This window comes from Roseococcus sp., from assembly GCF_965227005.1.
Taxonomy (GTDB): domain Bacteria; phylum Pseudomonadota; class Alphaproteobacteria; order Acetobacterales; family Acetobacteraceae; genus Roseococcus.
The window spans coordinates 1-21,180 of record NZ_CBDDFJ010000009.1 but is presented as its reverse complement, the minus strand read 5'-3'; the positions used below and the strand labels follow the sequence as shown (position 1 = coordinate 21,180).

Sequence of the window (21,180 nt, the reverse complement as noted above, 5' to 3'; positions counted from 1 at the left end):
GTTACCTTGCGTCAAACTGAATGGGGTCCTCCGCATGATTATCCTCGTCACCGGCGCCACCGCCGGTTTCGGCCGCATGATCGCGAGACGCTTCGCCGCCGATGGCGCGAGGATCATCGCCGCCGGACGGCGCGAGGAACGGCTGGCCGAGCTGCGCGCCGAACTCGGTGACGCGGTTCTGCCGATGACGCTGGACGTGTGCGACCGCGCGGCGGTGGCCCCGGGCGATCGCGTCCCTGCCGGCGGATTGGGCGGAGATCGATGTCTGCGTGAACAATGCGGGCCTCGCCCTCGGCCTGGCCGGCGCGCAGGGCGCGAGCCTCGACGACTGGGACCGCATGGTCGACACCAACATCAAGGGCCTGATGTATGTGACGCATGCCGTGCTGCCGGGCATGGTCGCGCGCAACCACGGCCATGTGATCAACATCGGCTCGACGGCCGGCGAATTCCCCTATCCGGGCGGCAACGTCTACGGCGCGACCAAGGCCTTCGTGCGCCAGTTCAGCCTGAACCTGCGCGCCGACCTCTTCGGCACCAAGGTGCGCGTGACGGATATCGAGCCGGGTCTCGTCGGCGGCACGGAGTTCAGCAACATCCGCTTCGGCGACGATGCGAAGGCCGCGGGCGTCTATGCCGGCGCCGATCCGCTGCTGCCCGACGACATCGCCGAGGCGGTCCACTGGGTCGCGACGCTGCCGCCGCGCGTAAACATCAACACGCTGCAGATGATGCCCGTCTGCCAGTCCTTCGGTCCGCTGCGCGTGCACAAGGAATGATGGACCACGCGCCGTATACGCCGCCGCATCCGCAGCGATTCGCCGGACGCCTGCCGATCACCGAGCTGCTGGCGCGCGCGCGCCGCAGCCTGCTGGAGATCTGGAGCGAGAGCTCCTATCGCACCGAGGTCATCAACACGAAGATCCTCACGCAGCGGTTGATCCTCTTCAACATGCCCGAGGCGATCCAACAGGTCTTCGTCAGCTCCGGCACAGCGTTCGAGCGCAAGTCGCCGCAGATGAAGCACGCGCTGGAGGCGCTGCTGGGCGACGGGCTCTTCATCTCGGACGGGCTGGTCTGGAAGGAGCGGCGGCGGGTGGTGCAGCCCGTGACGCATCCCTCGCGCATGTCCGATCTGACGCCCGTGATGTGCGAGGTCGCGCAGGAATGGCGCGCGGCCTGGGAGGCGCGCCCGGACGGCGCGCAGTTCGATCTGCTGGCCGAGATGGGGCATTTCACCGCCGAGGTGATCTGCCGCACGCTCTTCGGCAGTGCCCTCGGGCGGGACGGCGCGCGCCAGGTCGTGAGCTCCTTCGCGAATTACCAGGCGAAGATCGGCAATATGGATCTCGTCTCGCTCTTCGGCCTGCCGGACTTCATCCCGCGCCTGCCGTTCTTCCGCGTCGGCAGCGACGTGAAGGCGATCCACGCCGTGGTCGACAAGCTGATCGGCGACATCCTGAACGGGCGTGCCGGGCAGAGCTCGCTCATCGCCAGCATGGCGCAGGGCTCGGGCATGGATGCGCGCGCCTTCCGCAACGAGGCCATCACGCTCTTCATGGCGGGGCACGAGACGACGGCGAACACCCTCGCCTGGGCCTGGTTCCTGCTCTCCGAGGCGGGATGGGCGGAGGCGCGCTTCCACGAGGAGATCGACACGGTGCTCGGTGGCCGCGCGCCGGTCTTCGAGGATCTGGGCAAGCTGCCCTATACGCGCGCCGTGGTGGAGGAGACGCTGCGCCTCTACCCGCCCGTGCCCATGCTGGTGCGCCGCGCTTCCGAGACGGTGATGGTCGGCGACATCGAGGTGCCCAAGGGCGCGGTGGTCGGCGCCTCGCCCTGGCTCGTGCACCGCCACGAGCGGCATTGGGACGCGCCCGACGAGTTCCGCCCGGAACGCTTCCTGCCCGACGCGCCGCCGCCGGCGAAATACACCTATCTGCCCTTCAGCCTGGGGCCGCGGGTCTGCACGGGCCAGCATTTCGGGCTCTACGAGGCGATGCTCTGCCTGGCCACGCTGGGGCAGCGCTTCCGGTTGCGCGGCGTGCCCGGACATCGTGCCAATCCGGTCTGCCGCCTGACGCTCAGGCCGGGCGATACGCTGCCGATGGTGATGGAGCGGCGTGGTTGAAGAAGCGGCTGCTCGACGTCTTCGACCGTCTTTCGATCGCGTGGATGCGCCACGCGCCCTGGCCGCTCGCCGAGGCCTATGCGGGCTTCGTGGCGCGCCGGGTCGCGCCGAAGCTCTACACGGCGGCGACGCAGCGCGCGCGCGCGAACATCGCGCGGCTGCGGCCCGATCTCGATGCCGAGGCGGCGCTGACGCAGATGTGGGACAACACGGCCCGCAGCTTCCTGGAGGTGCCGCGCGCGATCCGGCTCTTCGACGAGGGCAGGGTGGAGGTGCAGGGCGCCGGGCACCTCGCCGATCGCCCGCTGATCGTGGCCGCGCTGCATCTGGGCAATTGGGAGATGGTCGGCCTCGCCATGGTGCGCGCCGGCGCACCGCCCGTCGCCTTCTACCAGCCGCCGAGCAGCGACCTGCGCACGCGCACCGTGGTCGCCGAGCGGATCAAGGGCGGAGGGCGACTTCTGCCGCTGGGGCGCGATGCGGCGCGCCCGGCGATGAACGCGCTGCTGCGCGATCGCGACGTGCTGCTGGTCTTTCCCGACGAGCATCAGCATGGCCGGGTGGCCGCGCCGAGCCTGGGCCGTGGGCCGCGTCAGGGCGGAAATATCGAATATGCCGTCCGGCTGGCGCGGGCGACGGGCGCCGCCATCGTGGTGGGGTATTGCCGGCGCCTGCCCGGCACGCGCTTCCGCGTGGAGTATCTCGCGCCGATGGAGGTGCCGCGCACGGACGATCGCGAGGCGGATGTACGCGCGGGAACGGCGGCGCTGGACGCGCGGATCGAGCCGATCGTCCTCGCCAACCTGCCGCAATGGCTGATGCTGCCGGACTGGAAGCCGGAAGGCTGACGCGCGCGACGCGACAAATCCCGCCCTCGCGAGGCGTCGGAATTCGTGATTTCATGCGGCGATATATTTGAGGAACGGGAGGGGCTCATGCCTGTCCGCGGCGGACACTCTTTGCCGGATGCCCTGCGCCTGCGGCTGGAACGCAGCTTCGGCGCGGACCTCTCCGGCGTGCGCGTGCATCGCTGCGCCTCCGCGCGGCGCATCACCGAGGCTCTCGGCACGCGCGCCTGCGCCGTGGACGGCGCGATCCTCCTGGATGGCGAGGCACCGGCGGAGGTGCTGGCGCATGAGGTCGTGCATCTTCTGCAGGCTCGCCTGCGCGGCGCCGCGCCGATCGCCGAGGCGGAGCGCGAGGCGCGGCACCTCGGTCCACGCGCCTTGGCCGGGCTGCCCTGCCGGATCACGGTTGCCGCCGACGGATCCCAGCCGCTCTGCTGGGAGGAGGCGGGCCATTACTACACGATCTATTACACGGCCCTGGCCTGCGGCCTGGCCGATGACGATGCGATGCGGATCGCCTTCTGGGCCCAGTTCCCCGATGAGGTCTCGGAACTCGACGCCGTCCGGGCCGGGTTTGACGCGCCTGGCTCGGCCGTGGGCGATCTGGCGGACAAGGTGGTGGCAGGATTCGAGGCCATCCCCAATGCCTTCAACAATGCCTATATTGAAGCGAATAATTGGATCATGAGCCGTGCCTTCGGCGAAGGCTCGCCCTTTTCCGGCTACGGCCGCATGAACCGCATCCCCAATCGCGAACCGAGCAAGAATCTCGACGCCAATCTCGACGTTCAGCGGGGCCTGCATTGCCTGACCGGCGCCAACTGGAACGTGGAGACGGCACGCCGCGAGAAGATCAGCCTCGCGGCCGATCTGTCGGGTGGATTTTTCGAGTTCGGCTTTTCCCTGCATCCGCTCGGCGACAGCTATGCCCATCGGGACCATGACACCGGGCGCATGTATCCGCCCTTCCTGGGCCACGGTCCGGAGACGAAATTCGTCGAGCTCGCTGGGGACGAGGTGTCGCGGATCGCCCATCAGCATCATCCCGATGCCCTCACTCCCGCACGCGCGACGGAATACCGCGAGTATATCGCGCGCCTCTATAGTGTGCTGATCCGACGCTTCCCCCAGATCCCACGCCGGGCCGCGCCGGAGGCGACAGCGGGCGCGCTGGGCGCGGTGGTGGCCCGGGGCGCGAATCCCAACAACCAGATCGCGCAGATCCGTCACTCGGCGTCGACCGTGCTGGGTGTGGCGATGAACAACTACCGTCCCGAAGTGCAGGACAAGGTCTTTTTCAAGGACTTCTTCGACAAGCCTAAGCCGGTCGCGGCCAGCCGGTATCACGTGGATCGCGGGCTTCTTCTCGCGCGCCAATGGGCGCCGGACTGACGGTCTCCGGATCACGATCCCGCGCGTGGATCATGATCCGGATATCGAGCCTACCGGTTGCCGCCGGTGAGAGTCTGCTGCGCCAGATGCTCGGAGAGCTTGGCGACGGCCGTGTGATCCTCGCCCTTGCCGAGCATGGAGGCCGCGCTGGCCCACATCTCGCGGCACAGCGCGGAGAAGGGCGTCGGCACCCCCGTCTCCTTGGCGACCTCCAGCGCGATGGAGAGGTCCTTCACCATCAGGTCGAGCCCGAAGCCGGAATCGAAGCGGCGCGAGAGCACGAACTGCTTGAACTTCTTCTGCGAGGAATTGGTCATCCCCGTCGAAGCGTTCAGCACATCCACCATCAGCCCCGGCTCGAGGCCGAACTTCTGGCCGACGAGCAGCGCCTCGATCCCCATCAGGAAACCGCCCGCGCTGACCAGGTTGTTGAGCGCCTTCATCGCCTGCCCCGCGCCGATCGGCCCGCAGCGATGGATGGAGGTGCCCACGGCCTTCAGATAGGGCTCCGCCGCGTCGAGATCGGCCTCCGAGCCGCCGGCCATGATGGCCAGCTCGCCCGATTTCGCGCGCGGCACGCCGCCCGAGACCGGGCAGTCCACCATGCGGATCTTCTTGCCCGACAGCTTCTCGGCGATCTCACGCGTGCGCGTGGGATTGCCCGAGGTCATGTCGATGAAGAGCGCGCCTTCGGGCAGCGCCGCGGCCACCGCCTCGGCGACGATCGCGACTTCCTTGCTGGTGGGCAGGATGCAGATGAAGGCGTCGCAGCCCTTCACGGCCTCCGCCGGCGAAGCGGCGGCGTGGCCGCCGACCTCGCTGGCGAACTTCGCCGTGCGCTCGGCCGAGATGTCCGTGACCACGACGTCGAAGCCGGCCTTGACCAGGTTGGCGGCCATCGGCCAGCCCATATTGCCGATACCGGCGAAGGCGACGCGTGCCATGGGCTTACTTCTTCGCCTTGGGCTTCTTCGGCGCCTTGGGGGCCTTTTCGGCGGCGGCTTCCTTGGGCTTGATCGCGCCTTCGGCCAGCAGGACCTCATGCGCGGCCTTGAAGGCGTCGAGCCCGGCGGGGATGCCGCAATAGGCCGTGGCGTGCAGCAGCGTGGCCTTGATCTCTTCGACGCTGATGCCGTTGTTCAGCGCGCCCTTCACGTGCAGCTTGATCTCGGGCGTGCGGCCGAGGGCCGTCAGCATCGCGAGGTTCAGCAGGCTGCGGGTCTTGCGCGGCAGCGTGTCGTCGCCCCAGGCCCAGCCCCAGGCCCAGGTCGTCGTGGCGCGCTGGAACGACATCATGAAGTCGTCGGCCTTGGCCATGCTGGCATCGACATATTCGGCGCCGAGCACGGCACGGCGGATGGGCATGCCCTTCTTGAACAGGGCTTCGTCGTCTGCGGGCATCGTATCTCTCCTGGATCGCCAAACGGATGCGCGCACGCTCGCGCAGGGCCTGCGGCCGGTCAATGGGCAGGGCCTGCGAAGGGGGCTAGCCTCGCGTGAAATTTCGACGGGAGGGGCGCATGTTCTTCGAGGGATTCACGCTGGAGACGCGGCAGATCGGGGGCCACGCGGTCCGGTTCCGCAAGGGCGGCAGCGGGCCGCCGCTGCTGCTGCTGCATGGCAATCCGCAGACCCATGCGATGTGGCACAGGGTCGCGCCCGAACTGGCGAAGCGCTTCACCGTGGTGGCGGCCGACATCCGCGGCTACGGCTTCTCCGAGAAGCCGCCGGCCACCGCCGACCACAGCCCCTATTCCAAGCGCGAGATGGCGAAGGACGTGGTCGGGCTGATGCATGAGCTCGGCTTTCCGCGCTTCCAGGTGGTCAGCCACGATCGCGGGGCGCGGCTGGCGCATCGCCTGACGCTGGACCACGCGGCGAGCGTCGAGCGCCTCTGCACCATGGATATCGTGCCGACGCTGCATCACTTCGAGCACGTCGATATGGCCTTCGGGCTCGGCTACTATCATTGGTTCTGGCTGGCCCAGCCGCATCCGGGACCGGAGACGATCATCGAGCAGGACACCGAGGTCTGGTTCGACATTCACACCTCGCGCGAGCCCAAGGACAAGAGCTTCTTCCACCCCGAGGCGCGCGCCGACTACCTCGCCGCGCTGAAGCTGCCCGGCACCGTGCGCGCGATCTGCGAGGATTATCGCGCCGCCACCAGCATCGACCTGGAGCACGACCGCGCGAGCCGCGTGGCGGGCGAGAGGATCACCTGCCCGCTGCTCGCGCTCTGGGGGGCGAAGGGCAAGATCGGGCAGTGGTACAAGCCGCTGGAGGTCTGGGGCCAATATGCCTCCGGCCCCGTCAGCGGTCATGCGGTGAACAGCGGCCACTATCTGGCCGAGGAAGCGCCGGAGGAAGTGCTCGCGGCGCTCAATGCCTTCCTCAGTGCCGGATGACGGGATCCCTGGGCGTCTTGCCATAGGCGCCCAGCACCTCCTCGCACCAGGCGGCCATGCGCAGCAGCGCCGCCTCGCCGCGCGGGCGGCCGAGGATCTGCAGCCCGACGGGCATGCCTGAGGCGGTGAAGCCGCAGGGCACGGAGATGACCGGGCAGCCGGTGAGCGACAAGGTGAAGGTGATCGCGATCCAGTCGATATAGGAATCGAAATCGTGATTGCCGAGCTTGTCCACGCGGCGCCATTCGGCCGGGAAGGGCGTCATGATCGCCGTCGGGCAGATCAGGAAGTCGTGGGTCACGAGGAAGTCCATCAGGCGCTGGAACATCGCCACGCGGCCGTTCTCGCCCTTCGCGTAATCGGCGATGGGCAGGGCGGCCGCGCGTTCCGTGCTCGCATGGATTTCCGGAATCACGCGCTCGCCATGCTGCGCGATGAGCGGCGCGAAGGCGGCCAGATGGTTCACGCCGCGAATGGCGTGGAAGACGTCGCGCCCCTGCGAGAGATCGGGCGCGGAGGCCTCGATCCCCGCTCCGGCATCGGCGAGCCTGGCGATGGCGGCCTCGACCACCTTCGCCACCTCGGGATCGACCGGCGTCACGCCGAGATCCATGGAGAAGCCGACGCGGCCGGGCTTGCGCGGCGTGATGGCGGCCTCGCCGAAGGTGCCGGGGCGCGGCGCTGGGCAGGCTGAGCGGATCAGTCCAGACCTCGCCGGCCATGGCGTCGAGCATGAGGCCGCAGTCACCCACCGTGCGGGTGATCGGCCCGACCACGGGCAGCATCGAGAAGCTCATGCCACGCCGTGCGCGCGGCACGCGTCCGGGCGAGGGCCGCAGCCCCACCACCGAGCAGAAGGCCGCCGGCAGGCGGATGGAGGAGCCGAGGTCCGAGCCCAGGGCCAACCAGCCCTCGCCCGTGGCCACGGCCGCCGCCGCGCCGCCGGAGGAGCCGCCCACCGTCAGACGCGTGTCGAAGGGATTGCGCGTCGGCCCGAAGAGCGCGTTGATCGTGCTCGCGTTGAAGCCGAATTCCGGCGAGTTGGACTTGCCGAGGGTGACGCCGTCATTGCCTTCCAGCAGTTCGACGGAGGGGCTCGATTTCTCGGAGACGTAGTTCTCGTAGAGCACCGAGCCGCCGGCCGTGTGGCGCACCCCCGCGACCTCGTCGAGATCCTTGACGGTGAGGGGCAGGCCGGCCAGCCAGTTCGGATCGCCCGCCCGCGCGGCGGTGCCGGCGACGGCGCGCGCCTGGTCCCGCGCGCGATCCAGGCACAGGATGGGCAGCGCGTTCACCGCGGGCTCGACCTCGGCGATGCGGCCGGCGGCGGCCTCCACCAGCTCCAGCGGCGAGACCTTTTTCGCGCGCAGCAGGGCGACCGCCTCGCGGGCCGTCAGGTCGATCAGGGAACGGTCGTAGCTCATCTCAATCCGCCTTTGCGTCAGGGCGCCTCCGGGCCGTGCCAGGGGCTTTGAGATGCCATTGCCCTGTCGGCGCCAGCATGGCCAGAGGCCGGCTCAGGCGCCGCCCTGCCAGGTCTTCACGCTGTCGAGCGGCCAGAGGAGCATGAGCACGTTGAGCGTGAGGTTATCGCGGATCATCCAGCCCACGCCGATCTCGAAGACCAGCACCAGCACGACGGAGGTCCAGACCGGCAGCCGCGAGGCGAGGAAGAAGCCGAGCCACATCGCCAGGATATCGCTGACGGAATTGAGGACGCTGTCGCCGAAATAATCGAGGGCGATGGTCGCTTCGCGGTAGCGGTTGATGACCGCATTGGTGTTTTCGGTGATCTCCCACGCGGCCTCGACCAGCGTGGCGATGGCGAGCCTCGGCAGCAGGCCGAGCCGCCGCGCGACCAGATGCAGCGCGCCGTAGAACAGCACGCCGTGGATGATGTGCGAGGGCGTGTACCAGTCGGTGATGTGCTGCGAATTCTCGGAGCTGTTCACCGCCCCGTGCCACAGCTTCACGCTGCCGCAGGCGCAGATGGGCACGCGGCCCATCCAGAGCAGGATGGCCGCCGTGACGGCGACCATCCCAATTAGAATCGCGACCCAGGCGGGGCGCGAAAGTCTCAGATCAGGAACTCGATCAGGAAGGGCGCATCCTGCGAGAGGCTCTGGGCGACGAGGTCGGCCAGCTCCTCCAGCGTGGAGGCCTTCGCCGCGCCCACGCCCATGCCGTTCGCCAGCTTCACCCAGTCGAGGTCGGGATTGCCGAGGTCCAGCATCTGCATCGCCGTCGGGCCGGGATTGGCGCCCACGTTCTGATACTCGCCGATCAGGATCTGGTACTTGCGGTTGGACAGCACGATCGTGGTGATCGGCAGCTTCTCGCGGGCCTGCGTCCAGAGCGCCTGCACCGTGTACATGCCCGAGCCGTCGGCCTGGAGCGAGATCACGCGCCGGTCGCCGCCGGCCACCGCCGCACCCGTCGCGACGGGGAAGCCGTAGCCGATCGCGCCGCCGCGATTCTGCAGCCAGTCGTGCTTCGGCGCGCAATGCGTCAGCGGCGAGAGGCCGCGACCATAGGTCACGGATTCATCGACGATGATCGCGTTCTCGGGCATCAGCGCCGCGATGACGCGGGCGAGGCCCTCGGGCGAGGGCGCGCCGCGCGGCAGCTCGGGCTTCGGGCCGTTATCGGGCATCGCCACCTTCGGCGCGCCGAGCTCCTCGGCCAGCGCCGTCAGCGCGGACACCGCGTCCTGCTCCTGGCGCGTGAGCACCGTGAGGATGGCGTTCGGCGGGTAGTGGAGCGAGGGGTGGTTCGGATAGCCGAAGAAGCCGGTCGGCGCCTTAGAGCCGACCAGGATGATCTGCTCGTAGCTCTTCAGCCGCGCGACGGCCTGATCCGGCGGATAGGGCACGCGGTCGAGCTGCATGCGGCCCTGGCCGCGCGCGATCTTGGCGTTGGAGGTCTCGGCCAGGATATGCGCGCCGGTGTGCGCGACGATGCGCTGGGCCGCGACCTGTCCGGCCTCGGTCAGCGCCGTCGGGCCGCCGAGCAGGATCAGCACGTTCTTCTTGTTGCGCAGCACGGTGGCGGCGCTCTGGATGGCATGGCCATCGGCCTGGGGCACGGCCGGAATGGGCAGGGCCTCGGCGATCACACCGGTGTCGTCCCAGCAGGTGTCGGAGGGGAGGATCAGCGTCGCCACCTGGCCGGGCGAGGTCTTGGCGGCCTGCACGGCGCAGGCGACGTCGGAGCCCACTTCGCTGGCCTTGCTGCTCGTGCGCACCCAGGAGGAGACGCCGCGCGCGAAGCCTTCGGTATCGGCCGTCAGCGGGGCGTCATAGACGCGGTGATACGTCGCCTGGTCGCCCACGCAGTTGACCACGCCCGAATGCGCGCGGCGCGCGTCGTGCAAACCGGCGAGGCCATTGGCGAGGCCGGGGCCGCAATGCAGCAGCGTGACGGCGGGCTTGCCCTTGATGCGCCAATAGCCGTCCGCCGCACCGGTGACGACGTTCTCCTGCAGGCCGAGCACGCAGCGCATGCCGGGCACCCGGTCGAGCGCGGCGACGAAGTGCATCTCGCTGGTGCCGGGGTTCGCGAAACAGACGTCCACACCGCTCTTCAGCAGGCTGTGCACCAGACTTTCAGCACCGTTCACGCATAGCACTCCTCATTGCTCGGGGCTCGAGCCCCGTCGCGATTGTCCCTATGGACGTTGCCCGTAGCCTGGGCCGAAGATGCCGAATCGGCAATACGGGGGGGCGTTCATGGCGCAGTCGCTGCGGCGCAAGATCCTGCTTTATGGTTTTGTTGCCGGGATGCTCGGCATGGCCGCGTTCCACCAGGGAACGATCCACATGATGCACTTCAACGCCGCGAAGATCCCCAGCGTCGCCGCCTTCTTCGGACCCTTTCCGCGCGCCTATCTCCTCTCGGCCACCGGGCCCTTCGGTATGCCCTGGCTGGCCTTCCTGCTGATCCAGGGCGGGCTCTGGGGCATCGTGATCGCCGCGCTGCTGCGCGCGACCTCGCTGCCGGACCTGCTCTTCGGCTTCCTCTTCGGCGCGGTGGTCATCGCCGCCTTCGACCTGCTGGCGATACCGGCGCTGATGGGGCGCGGACCCAACCTGAATCCCGGTACGCAGCTCCTGGCACGGACCATCCTGGTCGATGGGGCGCTGGGCTTCGGGACGGTCTTCTTCCTGCGACCCTTCCAGGTCCGGGGATGAGTCGCGGCGATACCTTCGGCGTCGTCCTCGCCGGGGGGCTCTCGCGGCGGATGGGCGGCGGCGACAAACCACTCCGCGACCTCGGTGGAAGGCCGATGCTGGCGCATGTCCTCGAGCGGCTGGCGCCCCAATGTGCGGGCCTCGCGATCAATGCGAATGGCGATCCCGCGCGCTTCGCCGCCTTCGGCCTGCCGGTCTGGGCGGACACCGTTCCCGGCAATCCCGGGCCTCTGGCGGGGATCCTCGCGGCGCTGGAATCCTCGCCGCTGCCCTGGGTCGTGACGGTGACGGGCGACACGCCCTTCCTCCCGGCGGACCTCGTGGAGCGCCTGCACGGGGCGCGCGCCGGCCTGGCCTGCGCGGCCTCGGCGGGACGGGTGCATCCGCCGGTGGCGCTCTGGCCGCGGCGCCTGGCCGGCGAGCTGCGCGCGGCGATCGAGGCGGGCGAGCGCAGGGTCGGCGTCTGGGCCGCGGCGCATGACGTGGCGACCGTCGAATGGGAGGGCGATCCCTTCCTCAACGTGAACACACCCGAGGAACTTGCCGCGGCGGAGCGGCTGCTGGCGCATCCCGATCGGTCCTGAGGCGTTGGCTCCTCACTGACCGGAACGAGGATGGCCCATGCGGCGCGCTGCGATGATCTGCCTTTTCCTCGCCGCGGCACTCGGGGGCTTCGCCTGGTGGGGCATGTCCACGCCCGACGGGACCCGGCGCCTCGACGAGGCGGTTCCCTTCGCGGCCGGGGTGGTGAGCGCGCTGCTCGCCATGTGCGGCATCATCACCTTCGGCTTCTCGCGCATCCGAAGGCCCTGAGGCACCGGGCTACGGGAGGCCGTCGAGGCTCTGCTGGACCGCTGCCCGCCACGGCGCATCCGCCGGCGCATCGGCGAGCAGCGCCTGCCAGATGGCCCTGGCCTCCTCCGGCCGCCCCGCGCGCACGAGAGCCAGGCCCTTCAGGAAGCGCAGCCGGGGATCAGGCTGGGTCATGAGGGTGCGGTCGATCCAGGCGAGCGCGCTGTCCGCCTCTCCCCGCTCGATCTCCACCTCCACGAAGCGAATCGCGAGGCCGAGGTCGAACCGCGCATCCAGGGCGCGCCGATAGGCGGCGGCGGCCTCGGCCGGCCGGCCGCGTCCACGCTCGGCATTGCCCAGCAGGATGAAGCCCTGCCGCCCGGACTCGGTCGTGGCATCGGCGTTGCGCAGGCGCTCGCGGAGCTGGGCAATGATGGCGTCCTCGGCCGCCCCGGCCGCGCGGCGCTCGCTCAGCGTGGCCGAGGGCATCTCGGGAAAGCCGCGCTCGACATAGAAGATCACGCCCAGGACCGGCACCAGGATCAGCGCGCCCAGCAACAGCAGCGAGGGCTTGCCGGCCGACACCGGCGCGTCGGGGCTGGGCGCGGCGAGCAGGCGGCGCTGCACTTCCAGCGTCGCGGCCCGGTGCGCGGCCTCGTCGAGCCGCCCTTCCGCGCGTTGCGCGTCGAGCTCCGCGATCTGGCCGCGGAAGAGCGCGAGATCGGCCTCGCCGCGTCCGCGCGCGTGGGGTGGGCGCAGCGCGGCCCAGGCGAGCGGCGAGAGAATGAGGGCGGCCACGAGGGCCAAGGCCAGCCAGGTCACGCGCGCGGTTCGCCTTGAAGTTTGGACAATCGCGCGCGCTCCTCCGCGGTGAGTTCCGTGACCGCGCCCGGCTGGCGCCGTCGCAGCCGCCAGATGGCGAAGAGCCCGCCGAGCAGTGCCAGGGCCGGCGTGGCCCAAAGCAGCAGCGTCGCGAGGCGCAGCGGCGGGCGCAGCAGCACGAAATCGCCGTAGCGGTCGTGCACGAAGCGGATCACCTCGTCATGCGAGGCGCCGCGCACGACCTGCTCGCGCACGATGCGGCGCAGGTCGCGCGCGAGCTCGGCCTCGCTGTCCTCGATGGACTGGTTCTGGCAGACGAGGCAGCGCAGCTCGCGGCCGATCTCGCGCGCGCGGGCTTCGGCAACGGGGTCGGCCAGGCGGTCGCCGATGGTGACAGTCTCCGCCATCAGGGGCAGCGGAACCGCCAGCAGCAGCGCGGCCAGCAGAAGCGGCCGGACCATCACGCGTTCTCGAGCGAGCGCAGCAGCGGCATCACGCTCTCGCTCATCACCTCGGGGGTGATGGGGCCGGCCCAGCGCCAGCGGATCACGCCGTGGCGGTCGAGCACATAGCTCTCGGGCACGCCATAGACGCCCCAGTCGATGGCGATGCGCCCGGGCGCGTCCACGCCGAGCCGCGCGAAGGGATTGCCGTGCCGCGTGAGGAAGGTGCGCGCATCGGCCTCGCGGTCCTTGTAGTTGATGCCGAGGATGGGCACGCCCCGGCGCTGCATCGCCATCAGCTGCGGATGCTCGACGATGCAGGGCACGCACCAGCTCGCCCAGAAGTTCACGACGACCGGCTTGCGGAACAACCGCAGGTCCGGCGAGGAGAGCGGCGGCAGGTCGAGGCCGTCGAGGCCGGGCAGGGAGAATTCCGGCGGATTCTTCCCGAGCAGTGCGGAGGGCACGCCGCGCGGATTGAAGCTGCCGTCGCCCAGGCCGCGCAGCATGGCCCAGAAGCCGACGCCCGCCGCGCCCGCGACGGCGAGCGGGGCATAGACCATCAGTTTCCGGCGCGACGTGGCCTGGCTCATGCTACGGCCTCCGCGTCCCGCCGCTTCGGCGCGGGGGCCGCGACGCGCAGACGCCGGTCGCTCAGCGAGAGCGCGCCGCCCAGCGCCATGATGAAGGAGCCGAGCCAGATCCAGGGCGCCAGGGGATTGTTGTGCAGGCGGATCACGGCCTGGCCGTCATGCTCCTCGCCGAGCACGACATAGAGGTCGCGGGCGAGGTTGGTGTGGATGGCGGCCTCGGTGGTGGTGGTGCGGCCCTGCGGGAAGAAGCGGCGCGAGGGCTCCATGACGCGCTGGACATGCCCGTCGCGCATCACGCTGACGCTGGCGCGGCGCGCGGTGAAATTGGGGCCGGTCACGTCGCGCACGCCCTCCAGCCGCCATTCATAGCCGGCGAAGGTCGTCGAGCCGCCGGGCGGCAGGGCCGCGATGTGCTCGGAGGCCAGGCCCATGCCCGAAATGCCCAGCAGCATGACGCCCACCCCCGCATGCGCGACGGCCGCGCCCCAGGCAGAGCGCGGCAATCCGCGCGCCCGGTTGAGCATATTGGCGAGGCGCGTGCGGCCGAGGCCGGAGCGATCGGCGATATCGGCCACCGCGCCGCCGATCAGCCAGAAGGCGCAGGCGAAGCCGAAGGCGGGCAGCACGTGCCATCCGGCGATGGCCAGCGTCAGCACGAAGCCCGCGAGGCCGAGGCAGGCGACCCACCACAGCCGCTGGAGTACGGGCCAGAGAGCCGCGCGCTTCCAGGGCATCATCGGCCCGATGGCCATCGCGGCCATGAGCGGCACGGCCAGCGGCCCGACGGCCGAGTTGAAGAAGGGCGGGCCGACCGAGATCATCTGGCCCGCCAGCAGATCCAGGAAGAGCGGGTAGAGCGTGCCCACCAGCACCACCGCGCAGATCGAGCAGAGCAGCAGGTTGTTCAGCACCAGCGAGCCCTCGCGCGAGACGGGGGCGAAGACGCCGGTCGGCGTCATGGCCGGCGCGCGCCAGGCGAAGAGCAGGAAGGCGCCGGCGATGTAGATCGCGAGCAGGGCCAGGATGAACACGCCGCGCGAGGGATCGGAGGCGAAGGAGTGCACGCTGTTCAGGATGCCCGAGCGCACGAGGAAGGTGCCCAGCAGCGAGAGGGCGAAGGCCAGCAGCGCCAGCAGCACGGTCCAGATCTTCAGCGCCTCGCGCTTCTCGACCACGATCGCCGAATGCACCAGCGCCGTGCCCGCGAGCCAGGGCAGCAGCGAGGCGTTCTCCACCGGATCCCAGAACCAGTAGCCGCCCCAGCCGAGCTCGTAATAGGCCCACCAGGAGCCCAGCGCGATGCCGCAGGTCAGGAAGCTCCAGGCGGCCAGCGCCCAGGGCCGCACCCAGCGTCCCCAGGCCGCATCCACACGCCCCTCGATGAGCGCGGCGACGGCGAAGGCGAAGGTCACGGCGAAGCCGACATAGCCCGCATAGAGCAGCGGCGGATGCACGGCGAGGCCGAAATCCTGCAGCAACGGGTTGAGCCCGTTGCCGTCCAGCGCCGGCGGCCAGACGCGCTCGAAGGGGTTCGAGGTGAAGAGGATGAAGGCGAGGAAGCCGAGCGAGATGGTCCCCAGCACCGCGATCACCCGCGCCTGCAGGGCCGAGGGCAGCCCGCGGCCGAAGACCGCGACGGCGGCGGCGCAGATGGCCAGCACCAGGACCCAGAGCACCATCGAGCCCTCGTGATTCCCCCAGGTGCCGCTGATCTTGTAGATCATCGGCTTGGCGGAATGACTGTTGGCGACGACGTTCGCGACGGTGGTGTCGTTGGTCGCATAGCTCCAGATCAGGGCGCCGAAGCCGATGGCGATGGCGAGAAATCCGGCGAAGGCCAGCGGCGCGGCCGCGCCCATCAGCCGGGCATCGCCGCGCTGTGCGCCGACCAGCGGCAGCACCGATTGCGCGAGGGCGAGCAGCGTCGCCAGGATCAGCGCGAAGTGACCGAGCTCTGGGATCATGAACCGCTGCGCCGTTCCGGGGTGAGGGTGTTCCAGGTCGCGGCCGGCGGCGCGGCCCCTTGGGCGGGGTTCCAATGGCCCGAGCGCTTCAGCGCATCGGCGACCTCGGGCGGCATATAGGTCTCGTCATGTCGCGCGAGAACTTCGCGGGCGGAAAAAGTGCCGTCGGCCAGCATGACGCCCTGCGCCACGACGCCCTGACCCTCGCGGAACAGGTCGGGGAGGACGCCGGTGAAGGTCACGGCGATGGTGCTGGGGCCGTCCGTCACGCGGAAGCGGATGGTGGTGCCGCCGCGCTCGACGCTGCCGGCCTCGACCAGGCCGCCGAGACGGAAGGCGCGGCCGGGGGGCGGGGCCTCGCGCGCGATGTCGCTGGGCGAGCGGAAGAAGACGAGGTTGTCCTGGAAGGCGGTGAGCGTCAGCGCCGTCGCCGAGCCGACCCCGATCGCGCAGAGCAGCAGGATATAGAGGCGCCGCTTCTTGCGCGTCATCGCCGCGGCTCCAGCCGGGCGAGCTGGCGCCTGGCGGTCCGGGTGCGCGAGACGGTCATCAGCGCCAGCGTGCCGAAGACGGCGGCCGCGATGCCCCAGGAGATCGTCACGTAGAGCCAATGAGTGGTCATCGTTTTGCGCCCTCAGACGCCGGGCGCTCGCTTGGCTTCGCCGCGCCACGGGCACCCCGGCTGGGCTGTCGCTGGGGCGGCGCCGGCCGCCGTGCGGCCGGTGTCTTCGAGTTCATGCGCATCATCCAACGACCTCCGCCCGTCGCGCCGCCGCCATCTGGAGCGCGCGCACCCGCCGCTCCATCACGGCCGCCCGCGTCGCCGCCAGCACCAGGGCGGCGAAGGCCAGCGAGAAGCCGGCCGCGCAGACCAGCAGGGGGTAGAGGATATCGACGTGCATCCCCGGCGCATTGATCCGGGTCAAGCTCGCCGGCTGGTGCAGCGTGTTCCACCAGTCGACCGAGAATTTCACGATGGGAAGGTTCACCACGCCCACCAGGGCGAGGATCGCGCCCATGCGCGCCCCGCGCTCGGGATCGTCGAAGGCGCGGACCAAAGCGGCATGGCCCAGCCAGAGGAAGAACAGCACCAGCACCGAGGTCAGCCGCGCATCCCAGACCCACCAGGTGCCCCACATCGGCCGGCCCCAGAGGCTGCCGGTGATCAGGCACAGCGCGGTCACGGCGGCACCGATGGGCGAGAGCTCGCGCGCCGTCAGGTCCGCCAGAGGATGGCGCCAGATCAGCGACATCACCGAGAGCAAAGCGAGGCCGGCATAGCTGCCCATGGAGAGCCAGGCCATCGGGACATGCACGAACATGATCCGCACCGTCTCGCCCTGCTGCCAGTCCGGCGGCGCATAGGCGAGGCCCCAGGCCGCGCCCCAGCCGAGCACCAGCACGGCCGCGATCGACAGGACGGGCAGCCAGCTCTCCGTCAGCCGCAGGAAGCGGCCGGGATTGGCGAAGCGGTGCAGCGAGCCACCCTGGCGGGGCAGGCCGGGCGAGGATGAGGCGGTATTCACGCGGCCCAACATAAGGCTTCACGCCGCCCGATCAAAGCCGGCCCGGGTCGCTGGCGGCATGCAAGGGAGTGCGGCTAGGTTCGCTGGCCCCGCTGCAGGATTCCCGTGATGGCCGCCCGACCCAAGAAGACCCCCGCCTGGCTCGTGAAATCCGAGCCCGATGCCTTCAGCTGGGACCAGCAGGTGGCCAATGGCGTCGAGCCCTGGAGCGGCGTGCGCAACCATCAGGCCCAGGCCTTCCTGAAGGCCATGAAGAAGGGCGACCGGGTCTTCTTCTACCACTCCAATATCGGCAAGGAGATCGTCGGCATCGTCGAGGTCGCGCGCGAGGCCTATCCCGACCCGACGGACGAGACCGGTCGCTGGATCTGCGTGGACATGAAGGCGATCGAGCCGGTGAAGCACGCGGTGACCCTGGCCGCCATCAAGGCCGAGCCCCGGCTGGAGGGAATCTCGCTCATCCGCCAGTCGCGCCTTTCGGTGATGCCCATCGCGCCCGGGCATGCCGCCATCCTCCTGGAGATGGCGCGGGGGTGAGCGAGCAAGCCTGGCGCAGCCTCTGCCGGCTGGACGAACTGCCCGAGGGCGAATCCCGCGGTTTCGACGCGGCTCCGGGCGGCTTCACCGGCCTCTTCGCCATCCGCCGCGGGGCGGAGGTGCTGGTCTATGTCAATTCCTGCCCGCATGTCGGCGTACCGCTGGAGCTGGTTCCGCACCGCTTCCTCGACCGCAAGCGCGAGATGATCGTCTGCGCGGCCCATGGCGCGCGCTTCCGCATCGGCGACGGGCTTTGCGTCTCCGGCCCCTGCATCGGCGACCTGCTGGAGGCCGTGCCGGTGGAGATCGTCGAGGGCGAGGTCCGCGTGCCGGCCAAGGCCGGGCAGTAGCGGGGCGGTTGACGATTTCCTGATCGACCGGCTTGATAATTGCGCGGAGGAGAGGTCCAGTCCCATAAAATAGGGACGTTCCAATGAATTCGATCACCCGCCGGGCCTTGCTCGGCGCGAGCGCGGCTGCCGTCTTGGCGTCGCCGGCGCTGGCCTATCCCGACCGCACCTTGCGCATCATCTCCGGCTTTCCGCCCGGCGGCCTCAACGACATCGTCTCGCGGGCGATGGCTCAGGCGCTGACGCCGATCCTGGGCGTCTCCGTGGTCGTCGAGAACCGCGCAGGCGCGGGCGGCGGCGTGGGCGCCACGGCCGCGGCCCGCGCCGCGCCGGACGGCCACACGCTGTGGATGGGTATCGTCGACACCCAGGCGATCAACATGACCGCCTATCGCAACCTGCAATACGACGCCGAGCGCGATTTCGCGCCCATCAGCTTCGTGGCGAACGTGCCCTTCGCCTTTGTCGTCGGCCCGTCCAGGCCGGGCATCCGCGACTTCCGGGGCCTGATGGACGCCGCCAAGGCGCAGCCCGGCGCGGTCACCTTCGCGAGCTGGGGCGTCGCCTCCACCGCGCATCTGGCGATGGAGCGCGTGATCCGCGAGCAGAATGTCGAGATGCTGCACGTGCCCTTCACCGGCCAGGCGCCGGGCATGCAGGCCATCATGGCGAGCCAGGTGGACTGCATGTCGCTGCCCGCCGGCGGCGCGGAGACGATGACGCGCGACGCCGGCACGCGGGCAGTGGCCGTGGCGGCCAAGCAGCGCATCGCGCTCTTCCCCGACACGCCGACGATCCTGGAACTGGGCGGCACGTTGGACAGCGGGCTGTGGAAGGCGATCTACGCGCCGGCCCGCACGCCGGCGCCGATCATCGTGCGGCTCAACCAGGCGGTGCGCGAGGCGATGCGCCAGCCCAACTTCATCGAGGTGCTGCGCACCCAGGGCGCAGTGCCCGAGCCCTCCACGCCGGAGGAGCTGGCCGCGATGCAGGCGCGCGAGCGGGCGGCCTGGGGCGAGGTGGTGCGCGCGACGGGCGCCTATATCCAGTAGGGCGTCACGGCGTCACGGCGCCAAGGTTCAGGGCGCCAAGGCGTCAGGGCGAGGGTCGTCGGACGGCGGCCCGGCCCAGCGCGGCCGAGGCCGCCGGGGCGCTCCCATAGAGCGCGAGGATCAAGGCGAGCGGCAGCGTCGCCGCGAAGCCGAGGCGCGCGAAGCCCAGCGCGCCGGTCACCCCGCCGAGGAAGAAGGCCGCGAGCAGGGACGTCAGCAATCGGAGCTTCCTCCGGTCGGCCAGGACGGGCGGAAGCTCGCTCCGGTTCCAATAGGCGAACTTGCCGAGCTCGATGCCGATATCGGTCACGATGCCGGTCACATGGGTGGTGCGCATCCGCGCGCCGGAGACCTTGGTGATGGTCGCGTTCTGCAGGCCCATGATGAAGCAGAGCAGCGGCACGGCGGCCAAAGCGAAGCCGTGGGCGCCCTGGAAGGCGAGGCCGGCCAGGCCGAACCCGGCCAGCAGGGCGGATTCCAGCAGCAGGGGCAGCGCGTATTGCGCGCCTCCATGGTGGCGGCGGGCCCAGTTGATCAGCCAGGCCGAGGCCGCCGCCCCCGCGGTGAAGGCGACCAGCGCCGCGATTCCGCCCGCGATCAGCAGCCAGGCGCCGATGGCGAGATGATCGGCCAGGGCCGACACGATCCCGGACATGTGTGAGGTGTATTGCCCGACGGCGACGAGCGCGCCGGCATTCACGGCCCCGGCGACGAAGCTGAGCACCAGGGCGAGTTGGCGGTCCGTGCCCTCGCTCCGCTGAGGGGCGACGGCCTCGTGCAGCGGGGTGACGGCCCTGGCGAGGAGGCGGTGCTGCGCGGTGGGCATCAGAGGCCGCGGCCCGGGCCTGCTGGAGGATATGCCGCCACGGGATTCTTCGCCTGGGCTGGGGGATGGAGCGGGCGGGGGGAATCGAACCCCCGACATTCAGCTTGGGAAGCTGACGTTCTACCTCTGAACTACGCCCGCGCGGTTTCCCGCCACTTATCGGTGGGTTTTGCCAGCTTTTGACAGGACTTTTTCCGCCCGGTCAATCGCTGCTCTCGCCATCTTCTCCTGATCCGCCCCCTCCGTATAGAGGCGCACCGTCCGGTCCGGGTCCCAATTCTCGACGATCAGCTGCTCGCGGATCTGCATCGATCGTGCCGAGATAGCGATCCCTGATGACCTTGGTGGCTTCGGCGGTCCTACATGCGGCGTCGCGTTTCCGTCAGGTTCCAGCGAAATCGCGGCGCATATGCCAATTTTTATAAATTTCTTAACTTCGCAATATTTTACAATAAATCTTTAATCTGCATTAAGATTATTCATGTAAAAATAGAATTTTGTGCTTCGATCTTGATGTAGAGCAAAATACGCCGGCACAGATCGTGATACTGCTTCCCAGCCGGATAACGTCGTTCTGTTCCTATAATGAATTGATAAAATTCGGTTTTCTCGGGAGGCCCCGATGATTCGGGATAAAATTTACATTCTCTCTTTTTTTCTTCGGGTGCCCGGAGATCTTAGCATCCCTGACGTTCATTGGAGCGGGGAGCTAATCGAGGCGAGGGCCTGGGCAAAGAAGCGCCTGGCGTTTCTCGGCGCAGCCGAACGGTCTGCTGATCGGCTGCGGCCCCTCGTTTATGAGATTAGAACCGACGATCTCAGGCCCGGCGAGCGCCTTACCCCCGAGGCGGCGTTCATGACCTACGAAATGGAACCTACGTCGGGAGAGGCATCGAGCCCCGTATAATGCGCGACAGTGGGTGCGCTCGAAAATTAATGTGGGCGACGCATTCTTCGATGTAAATAATTCTCATCAAATCCAGCTATTTTCGCTAAATTTATCGGGTCCATGATAATGAGTTGCCCACGCTCCAGCCTCATTATCTCCTGTTGGCGAAATTCTTTTAGAATTCGATTAAGATGAACCGGTGTCATTCCTAACGCATCTGCCAGCAATATCTGCGACAGTGGAAGTGAAATCTCCGAATTATTCGTCTGACATATATTATTGGCTCTGAGATAGAGATCGCACATCAGATGTGCGACGCGCTCGGCGCTGGTTCGCCGCCCCATACTTGTAATCCAGGCCCGCATCGTGCCCGCATCTACAAGCTGGGCCGTATACATGGCGCGGGCCACCCCGCGA

The 21,180-nt window shown here is 69.0% G+C and carries 25 protein-coding genes, 1 tRNA gene and 2 pseudogenes; 11 read left to right on the top strand and 17 right to left on the bottom strand.

From position 1 onward, the window contains the following. Nucleotides 1–34: 34 nt before the first annotated feature. The 4 genes and pseudogenes from ACO057_RS04510 (at nucleotide 35) to ACO057_RS04495 (ending at nucleotide 4,371) form a co-directional block, all read left to right on the top strand. Nucleotides 35–779, top strand: a pseudogene (locus ACO057_RS04510) (SDR family NAD(P)-dependent oxidoreductase). After that, nucleotides 779–2,131: a cytochrome P450 gene (locus ACO057_RS04505; protein WP_421989159.1), complete on the top strand. Its 1,353-nt coding sequence runs from the start codon at nucleotides 779–781 to the stop codon at nucleotides 2,129–2,131. Before ACO057_RS04510 ends, ACO057_RS04505 begins: the two are co-directional and overlap by 1 nt. Then, on the top strand, nucleotides 2,128–2,979 hold the full coding sequence (locus ACO057_RS04500) for a lysophospholipid acyltransferase family protein (RefSeq protein ID WP_421989158.1): 852 nt from the start codon (nucleotides 2,128–2,130) through the stop codon (nucleotides 2,977–2,979). Before ACO057_RS04505 ends, ACO057_RS04500 begins: the two co-directional genes overlap by 4 nt. Nucleotides 2,980–3,066: 87 nt before the next feature. Next, nucleotides 3,067–4,371 (top strand): eCIS core domain-containing protein, encoded by a 1,305-nt coding sequence (locus tag ACO057_RS04495; protein ID WP_421989157.1) that lies wholly within the window; start codon nucleotides 3,067–3,069, stop codon nucleotides 4,369–4,371. Between the two features lie 50 nt (nucleotides 4,372–4,421). On the opposite strand, the gene ACO057_RS04490 is transcribed toward ACO057_RS04495, so the two are convergent. Both ACO057_RS04490 and ACO057_RS04485 read right to left on the bottom strand, forming a co-directional pair. Beyond that, nucleotides 4,422–5,315 (bottom strand): NAD(P)-dependent oxidoreductase, encoded by an 894-nt coding sequence (locus ACO057_RS04490; RefSeq protein WP_421989156.1) that lies wholly within the window; start codon nucleotides 5,313–5,315, stop codon nucleotides 4,422–4,424. 4 nt (nucleotides 5,316–5,319) lie between these two features. Further along, nucleotides 5,320–5,772: a carboxymuconolactone decarboxylase family protein gene (locus ACO057_RS04485; protein WP_421989155.1), complete on the bottom strand. Its 453-nt coding sequence runs from the start codon at nucleotides 5,770–5,772 to the stop codon at nucleotides 5,320–5,322. 119 nt (nucleotides 5,773–5,891) lie between these two features. On the opposite strand from ACO057_RS04485, the gene ACO057_RS04480 reads away from it, so the two are divergent. After that, on the top strand, nucleotides 5,892–6,779 hold the full coding sequence (locus ACO057_RS04480; protein ID WP_421989154.1) for an alpha/beta fold hydrolase: 888 nt from the start codon (nucleotides 5,892–5,894) through the stop codon (nucleotides 6,777–6,779). On the opposite strand, the gene ACO057_RS04475 is transcribed toward ACO057_RS04480, so the two are convergent. The 4 genes and pseudogenes from ACO057_RS04475 to ACO057_RS04460 form a co-directional block, all read right to left on the bottom strand. After that, nucleotides 6,766–7,527: an amidase family protein gene (locus ACO057_RS04475; RefSeq protein WP_421989153.1), complete on the bottom strand. Its 762-nt coding sequence runs from the start codon at nucleotides 7,525–7,527 to the stop codon at nucleotides 6,766–6,768. The genes ACO057_RS04480 and ACO057_RS04475 overlap by 14 nt on opposite strands. Next, nucleotides 7,517–8,203, bottom strand: a pseudogene (locus ACO057_RS04470) (amidase); the annotation flags it as partial. The pseudogene ACO057_RS04470 and the gene ACO057_RS04475, both read right to left, overlap by 11 nt. Nucleotides 8,204–8,296: 93 nt before the next feature. Then, the gene (locus tag ACO057_RS04465; RefSeq protein ID WP_421989210.1) at nucleotides 8,297–8,860 is read right to left on the bottom strand and encodes a DUF2585 domain-containing protein; all 564 of its coding nucleotides are present in this window, start codon (nucleotides 8,858–8,860) and stop codon (nucleotides 8,297–8,299) included. Further along, on the bottom strand, nucleotides 8,857–10,398 hold the full coding sequence (locus tag ACO057_RS04460) for an acetolactate synthase large subunit (protein WP_421989152.1): 1,542 nt from the start codon (nucleotides 10,396–10,398) through the stop codon (nucleotides 8,857–8,859). Before ACO057_RS04460 ends, ACO057_RS04465 begins: the two co-directional genes overlap by 4 nt. Before the next feature lie 109 nt (nucleotides 10,399–10,507). On the opposite strand from ACO057_RS04460, the gene ACO057_RS04455 reads away from it, so the two are divergent. The 3 genes from ACO057_RS04455 to ACO057_RS04445 are packed head-to-tail and all read left to right on the top strand — an operon-like array spanning nucleotide 10,508 to nucleotide 11,782. Beyond that, nucleotides 10,508–10,969: a hypothetical protein gene (locus tag ACO057_RS04455; RefSeq protein ID WP_421989151.1), complete on the top strand. Its 462-nt coding sequence runs from the start codon at nucleotides 10,508–10,510 to the stop codon at nucleotides 10,967–10,969. Continuing rightward, nucleotides 10,966–11,553, top strand: coding sequence for a molybdenum cofactor guanylyltransferase MobA (gene mobA / locus ACO057_RS04450; RefSeq protein ID WP_421989150.1), 588 nt, complete (start codon nucleotides 10,966–10,968; stop codon nucleotides 11,551–11,553). Before ACO057_RS04455 ends, mobA begins: the two co-directional genes overlap by 4 nt. Nucleotides 11,554–11,590: 37 nt before the next feature. Then, nucleotides 11,591–11,782 carry a hypothetical protein gene (locus ACO057_RS04445; protein ID WP_421989149.1) on the top strand — a complete coding sequence of 64 codons (192 nt, stop codon included), beginning with the start codon at nucleotides 11,591–11,593 and terminating at the stop codon, nucleotides 11,780–11,782. A 9-nt stretch (nucleotides 11,783–11,791) separates the two neighbouring features. On the opposite strand, the gene ccmI is transcribed toward ACO057_RS04445, so the two are convergent. The 7 genes from ccmI to ACO057_RS04410 form a co-directional block, all read right to left on the bottom strand. Beyond that, the gene (gene ccmI, locus ACO057_RS04440; protein WP_421989148.1) at nucleotides 11,792–12,583 is read right to left on the bottom strand and encodes a c-type cytochrome biogenesis protein CcmI; all 792 of its coding nucleotides are present in this window, start codon (nucleotides 12,581–12,583) and stop codon (nucleotides 11,792–11,794) included. Then, nucleotides 12,580–13,044, bottom strand: a complete 465-nt coding sequence (locus ACO057_RS04435; protein ID WP_421989147.1) for a cytochrome c-type biogenesis protein — start codon at nucleotides 13,042–13,044, stop codon at nucleotides 12,580–12,582. Before ACO057_RS04435 ends, ccmI begins: the two co-directional genes overlap by 4 nt. Further along, nucleotides 13,044–13,619 (bottom strand): DsbE family thiol:disulfide interchange protein, encoded by a 576-nt coding sequence (locus ACO057_RS04430; RefSeq protein WP_421989146.1) that lies wholly within the window; start codon nucleotides 13,617–13,619, stop codon nucleotides 13,044–13,046. Before ACO057_RS04430 ends, ACO057_RS04435 begins: the two co-directional genes overlap by 1 nt. After that, nucleotides 13,616–15,583, bottom strand: coding sequence for a heme lyase CcmF/NrfE family subunit (locus tag ACO057_RS04425; RefSeq protein WP_421989145.1), 1,968 nt, complete (start codon nucleotides 15,581–15,583; stop codon nucleotides 13,616–13,618). The genes ACO057_RS04430 and ACO057_RS04425 overlap by 4 nt, the downstream gene beginning before the upstream one ends. Beyond that, nucleotides 15,580–16,074, bottom strand: a complete 495-nt coding sequence (gene ccmE / locus ACO057_RS04420) for a cytochrome c maturation protein CcmE (RefSeq protein ID WP_421989144.1) — start codon at nucleotides 16,072–16,074, stop codon at nucleotides 15,580–15,582. Before ccmE ends, ACO057_RS04425 begins: the two co-directional genes overlap by 4 nt. Then, nucleotides 16,071–16,205 (bottom strand): heme exporter protein CcmD, encoded by a 135-nt coding sequence (gene ccmD, locus ACO057_RS04415; RefSeq protein WP_421989143.1) that lies wholly within the window; start codon nucleotides 16,203–16,205, stop codon nucleotides 16,071–16,073. The genes ccmE and ccmD overlap by 4 nt, the downstream gene beginning before the upstream one ends. 121 nt (nucleotides 16,206–16,326) lie before the next feature. Then, nucleotides 16,327–17,121, bottom strand: coding sequence for a heme ABC transporter permease (locus ACO057_RS04410; protein ID WP_421989142.1), 795 nt, complete (start codon nucleotides 17,119–17,121; stop codon nucleotides 16,327–16,329). A gap of 96 nt (nucleotides 17,122–17,217) precedes the next feature. Between ACO057_RS04410 and ACO057_RS04405 the strand changes: the two genes are divergently transcribed. From ACO057_RS04405 to ACO057_RS04395, 3 genes are all read left to right on the top strand, one after another. Then, nucleotides 17,218–17,646, top strand: coding sequence for an EVE domain-containing protein (locus ACO057_RS04405; protein WP_421989141.1), 429 nt, complete (start codon nucleotides 17,218–17,220; stop codon nucleotides 17,644–17,646). Next, nucleotides 17,643–17,996 carry a Rieske (2Fe-2S) protein gene (locus tag ACO057_RS04400; protein ID WP_421989140.1) on the top strand — a complete coding sequence of 118 codons (354 nt, stop codon included), beginning with the start codon at nucleotides 17,643–17,645 and terminating at the stop codon, nucleotides 17,994–17,996. Before ACO057_RS04405 ends, ACO057_RS04400 begins: the two co-directional genes overlap by 4 nt. 83 nt (nucleotides 17,997–18,079) lie before the next feature. Continuing rightward, nucleotides 18,080–19,048 (top strand): Bug family tripartite tricarboxylate transporter substrate binding protein, encoded by a 969-nt coding sequence (locus ACO057_RS04395; protein WP_421989139.1) that lies wholly within the window; start codon nucleotides 18,080–18,082, stop codon nucleotides 19,046–19,048. Between the two features lie 43 nt (nucleotides 19,049–19,091). Here ACO057_RS04395 and ACO057_RS04390 read toward each other — a convergent pair whose 3' ends face one another. From ACO057_RS04390 to ACO057_RS04375, 4 genes are all read right to left on the bottom strand, one after another. Continuing rightward, nucleotides 19,092–19,874, bottom strand: coding sequence for a YoaK family protein (locus ACO057_RS04390; protein WP_421989138.1), 783 nt, complete (start codon nucleotides 19,872–19,874; stop codon nucleotides 19,092–19,094). Nucleotides 19,875–19,940: 66 nt separating this feature from the next. Beyond that, nucleotides 19,941–20,015: transfer RNA gene (locus tag ACO057_RS04385), tRNA-Gly, on the bottom strand. Between the two features lie 15 nt (nucleotides 20,016–20,030). Next, nucleotides 20,031–20,183, bottom strand: coding sequence for a hypothetical protein (locus ACO057_RS04380; protein WP_421989137.1), 153 nt, complete (start codon nucleotides 20,181–20,183; stop codon nucleotides 20,031–20,033). A 624-nt stretch (nucleotides 20,184–20,807) separates the two neighbouring features. After that, the coding region (locus tag ACO057_RS04375; RefSeq protein ID WP_421989136.1) for a Crp/Fnr family transcriptional regulator at nucleotides 20,808–21,180 on the bottom strand (373 nt) is incomplete at its 5' end.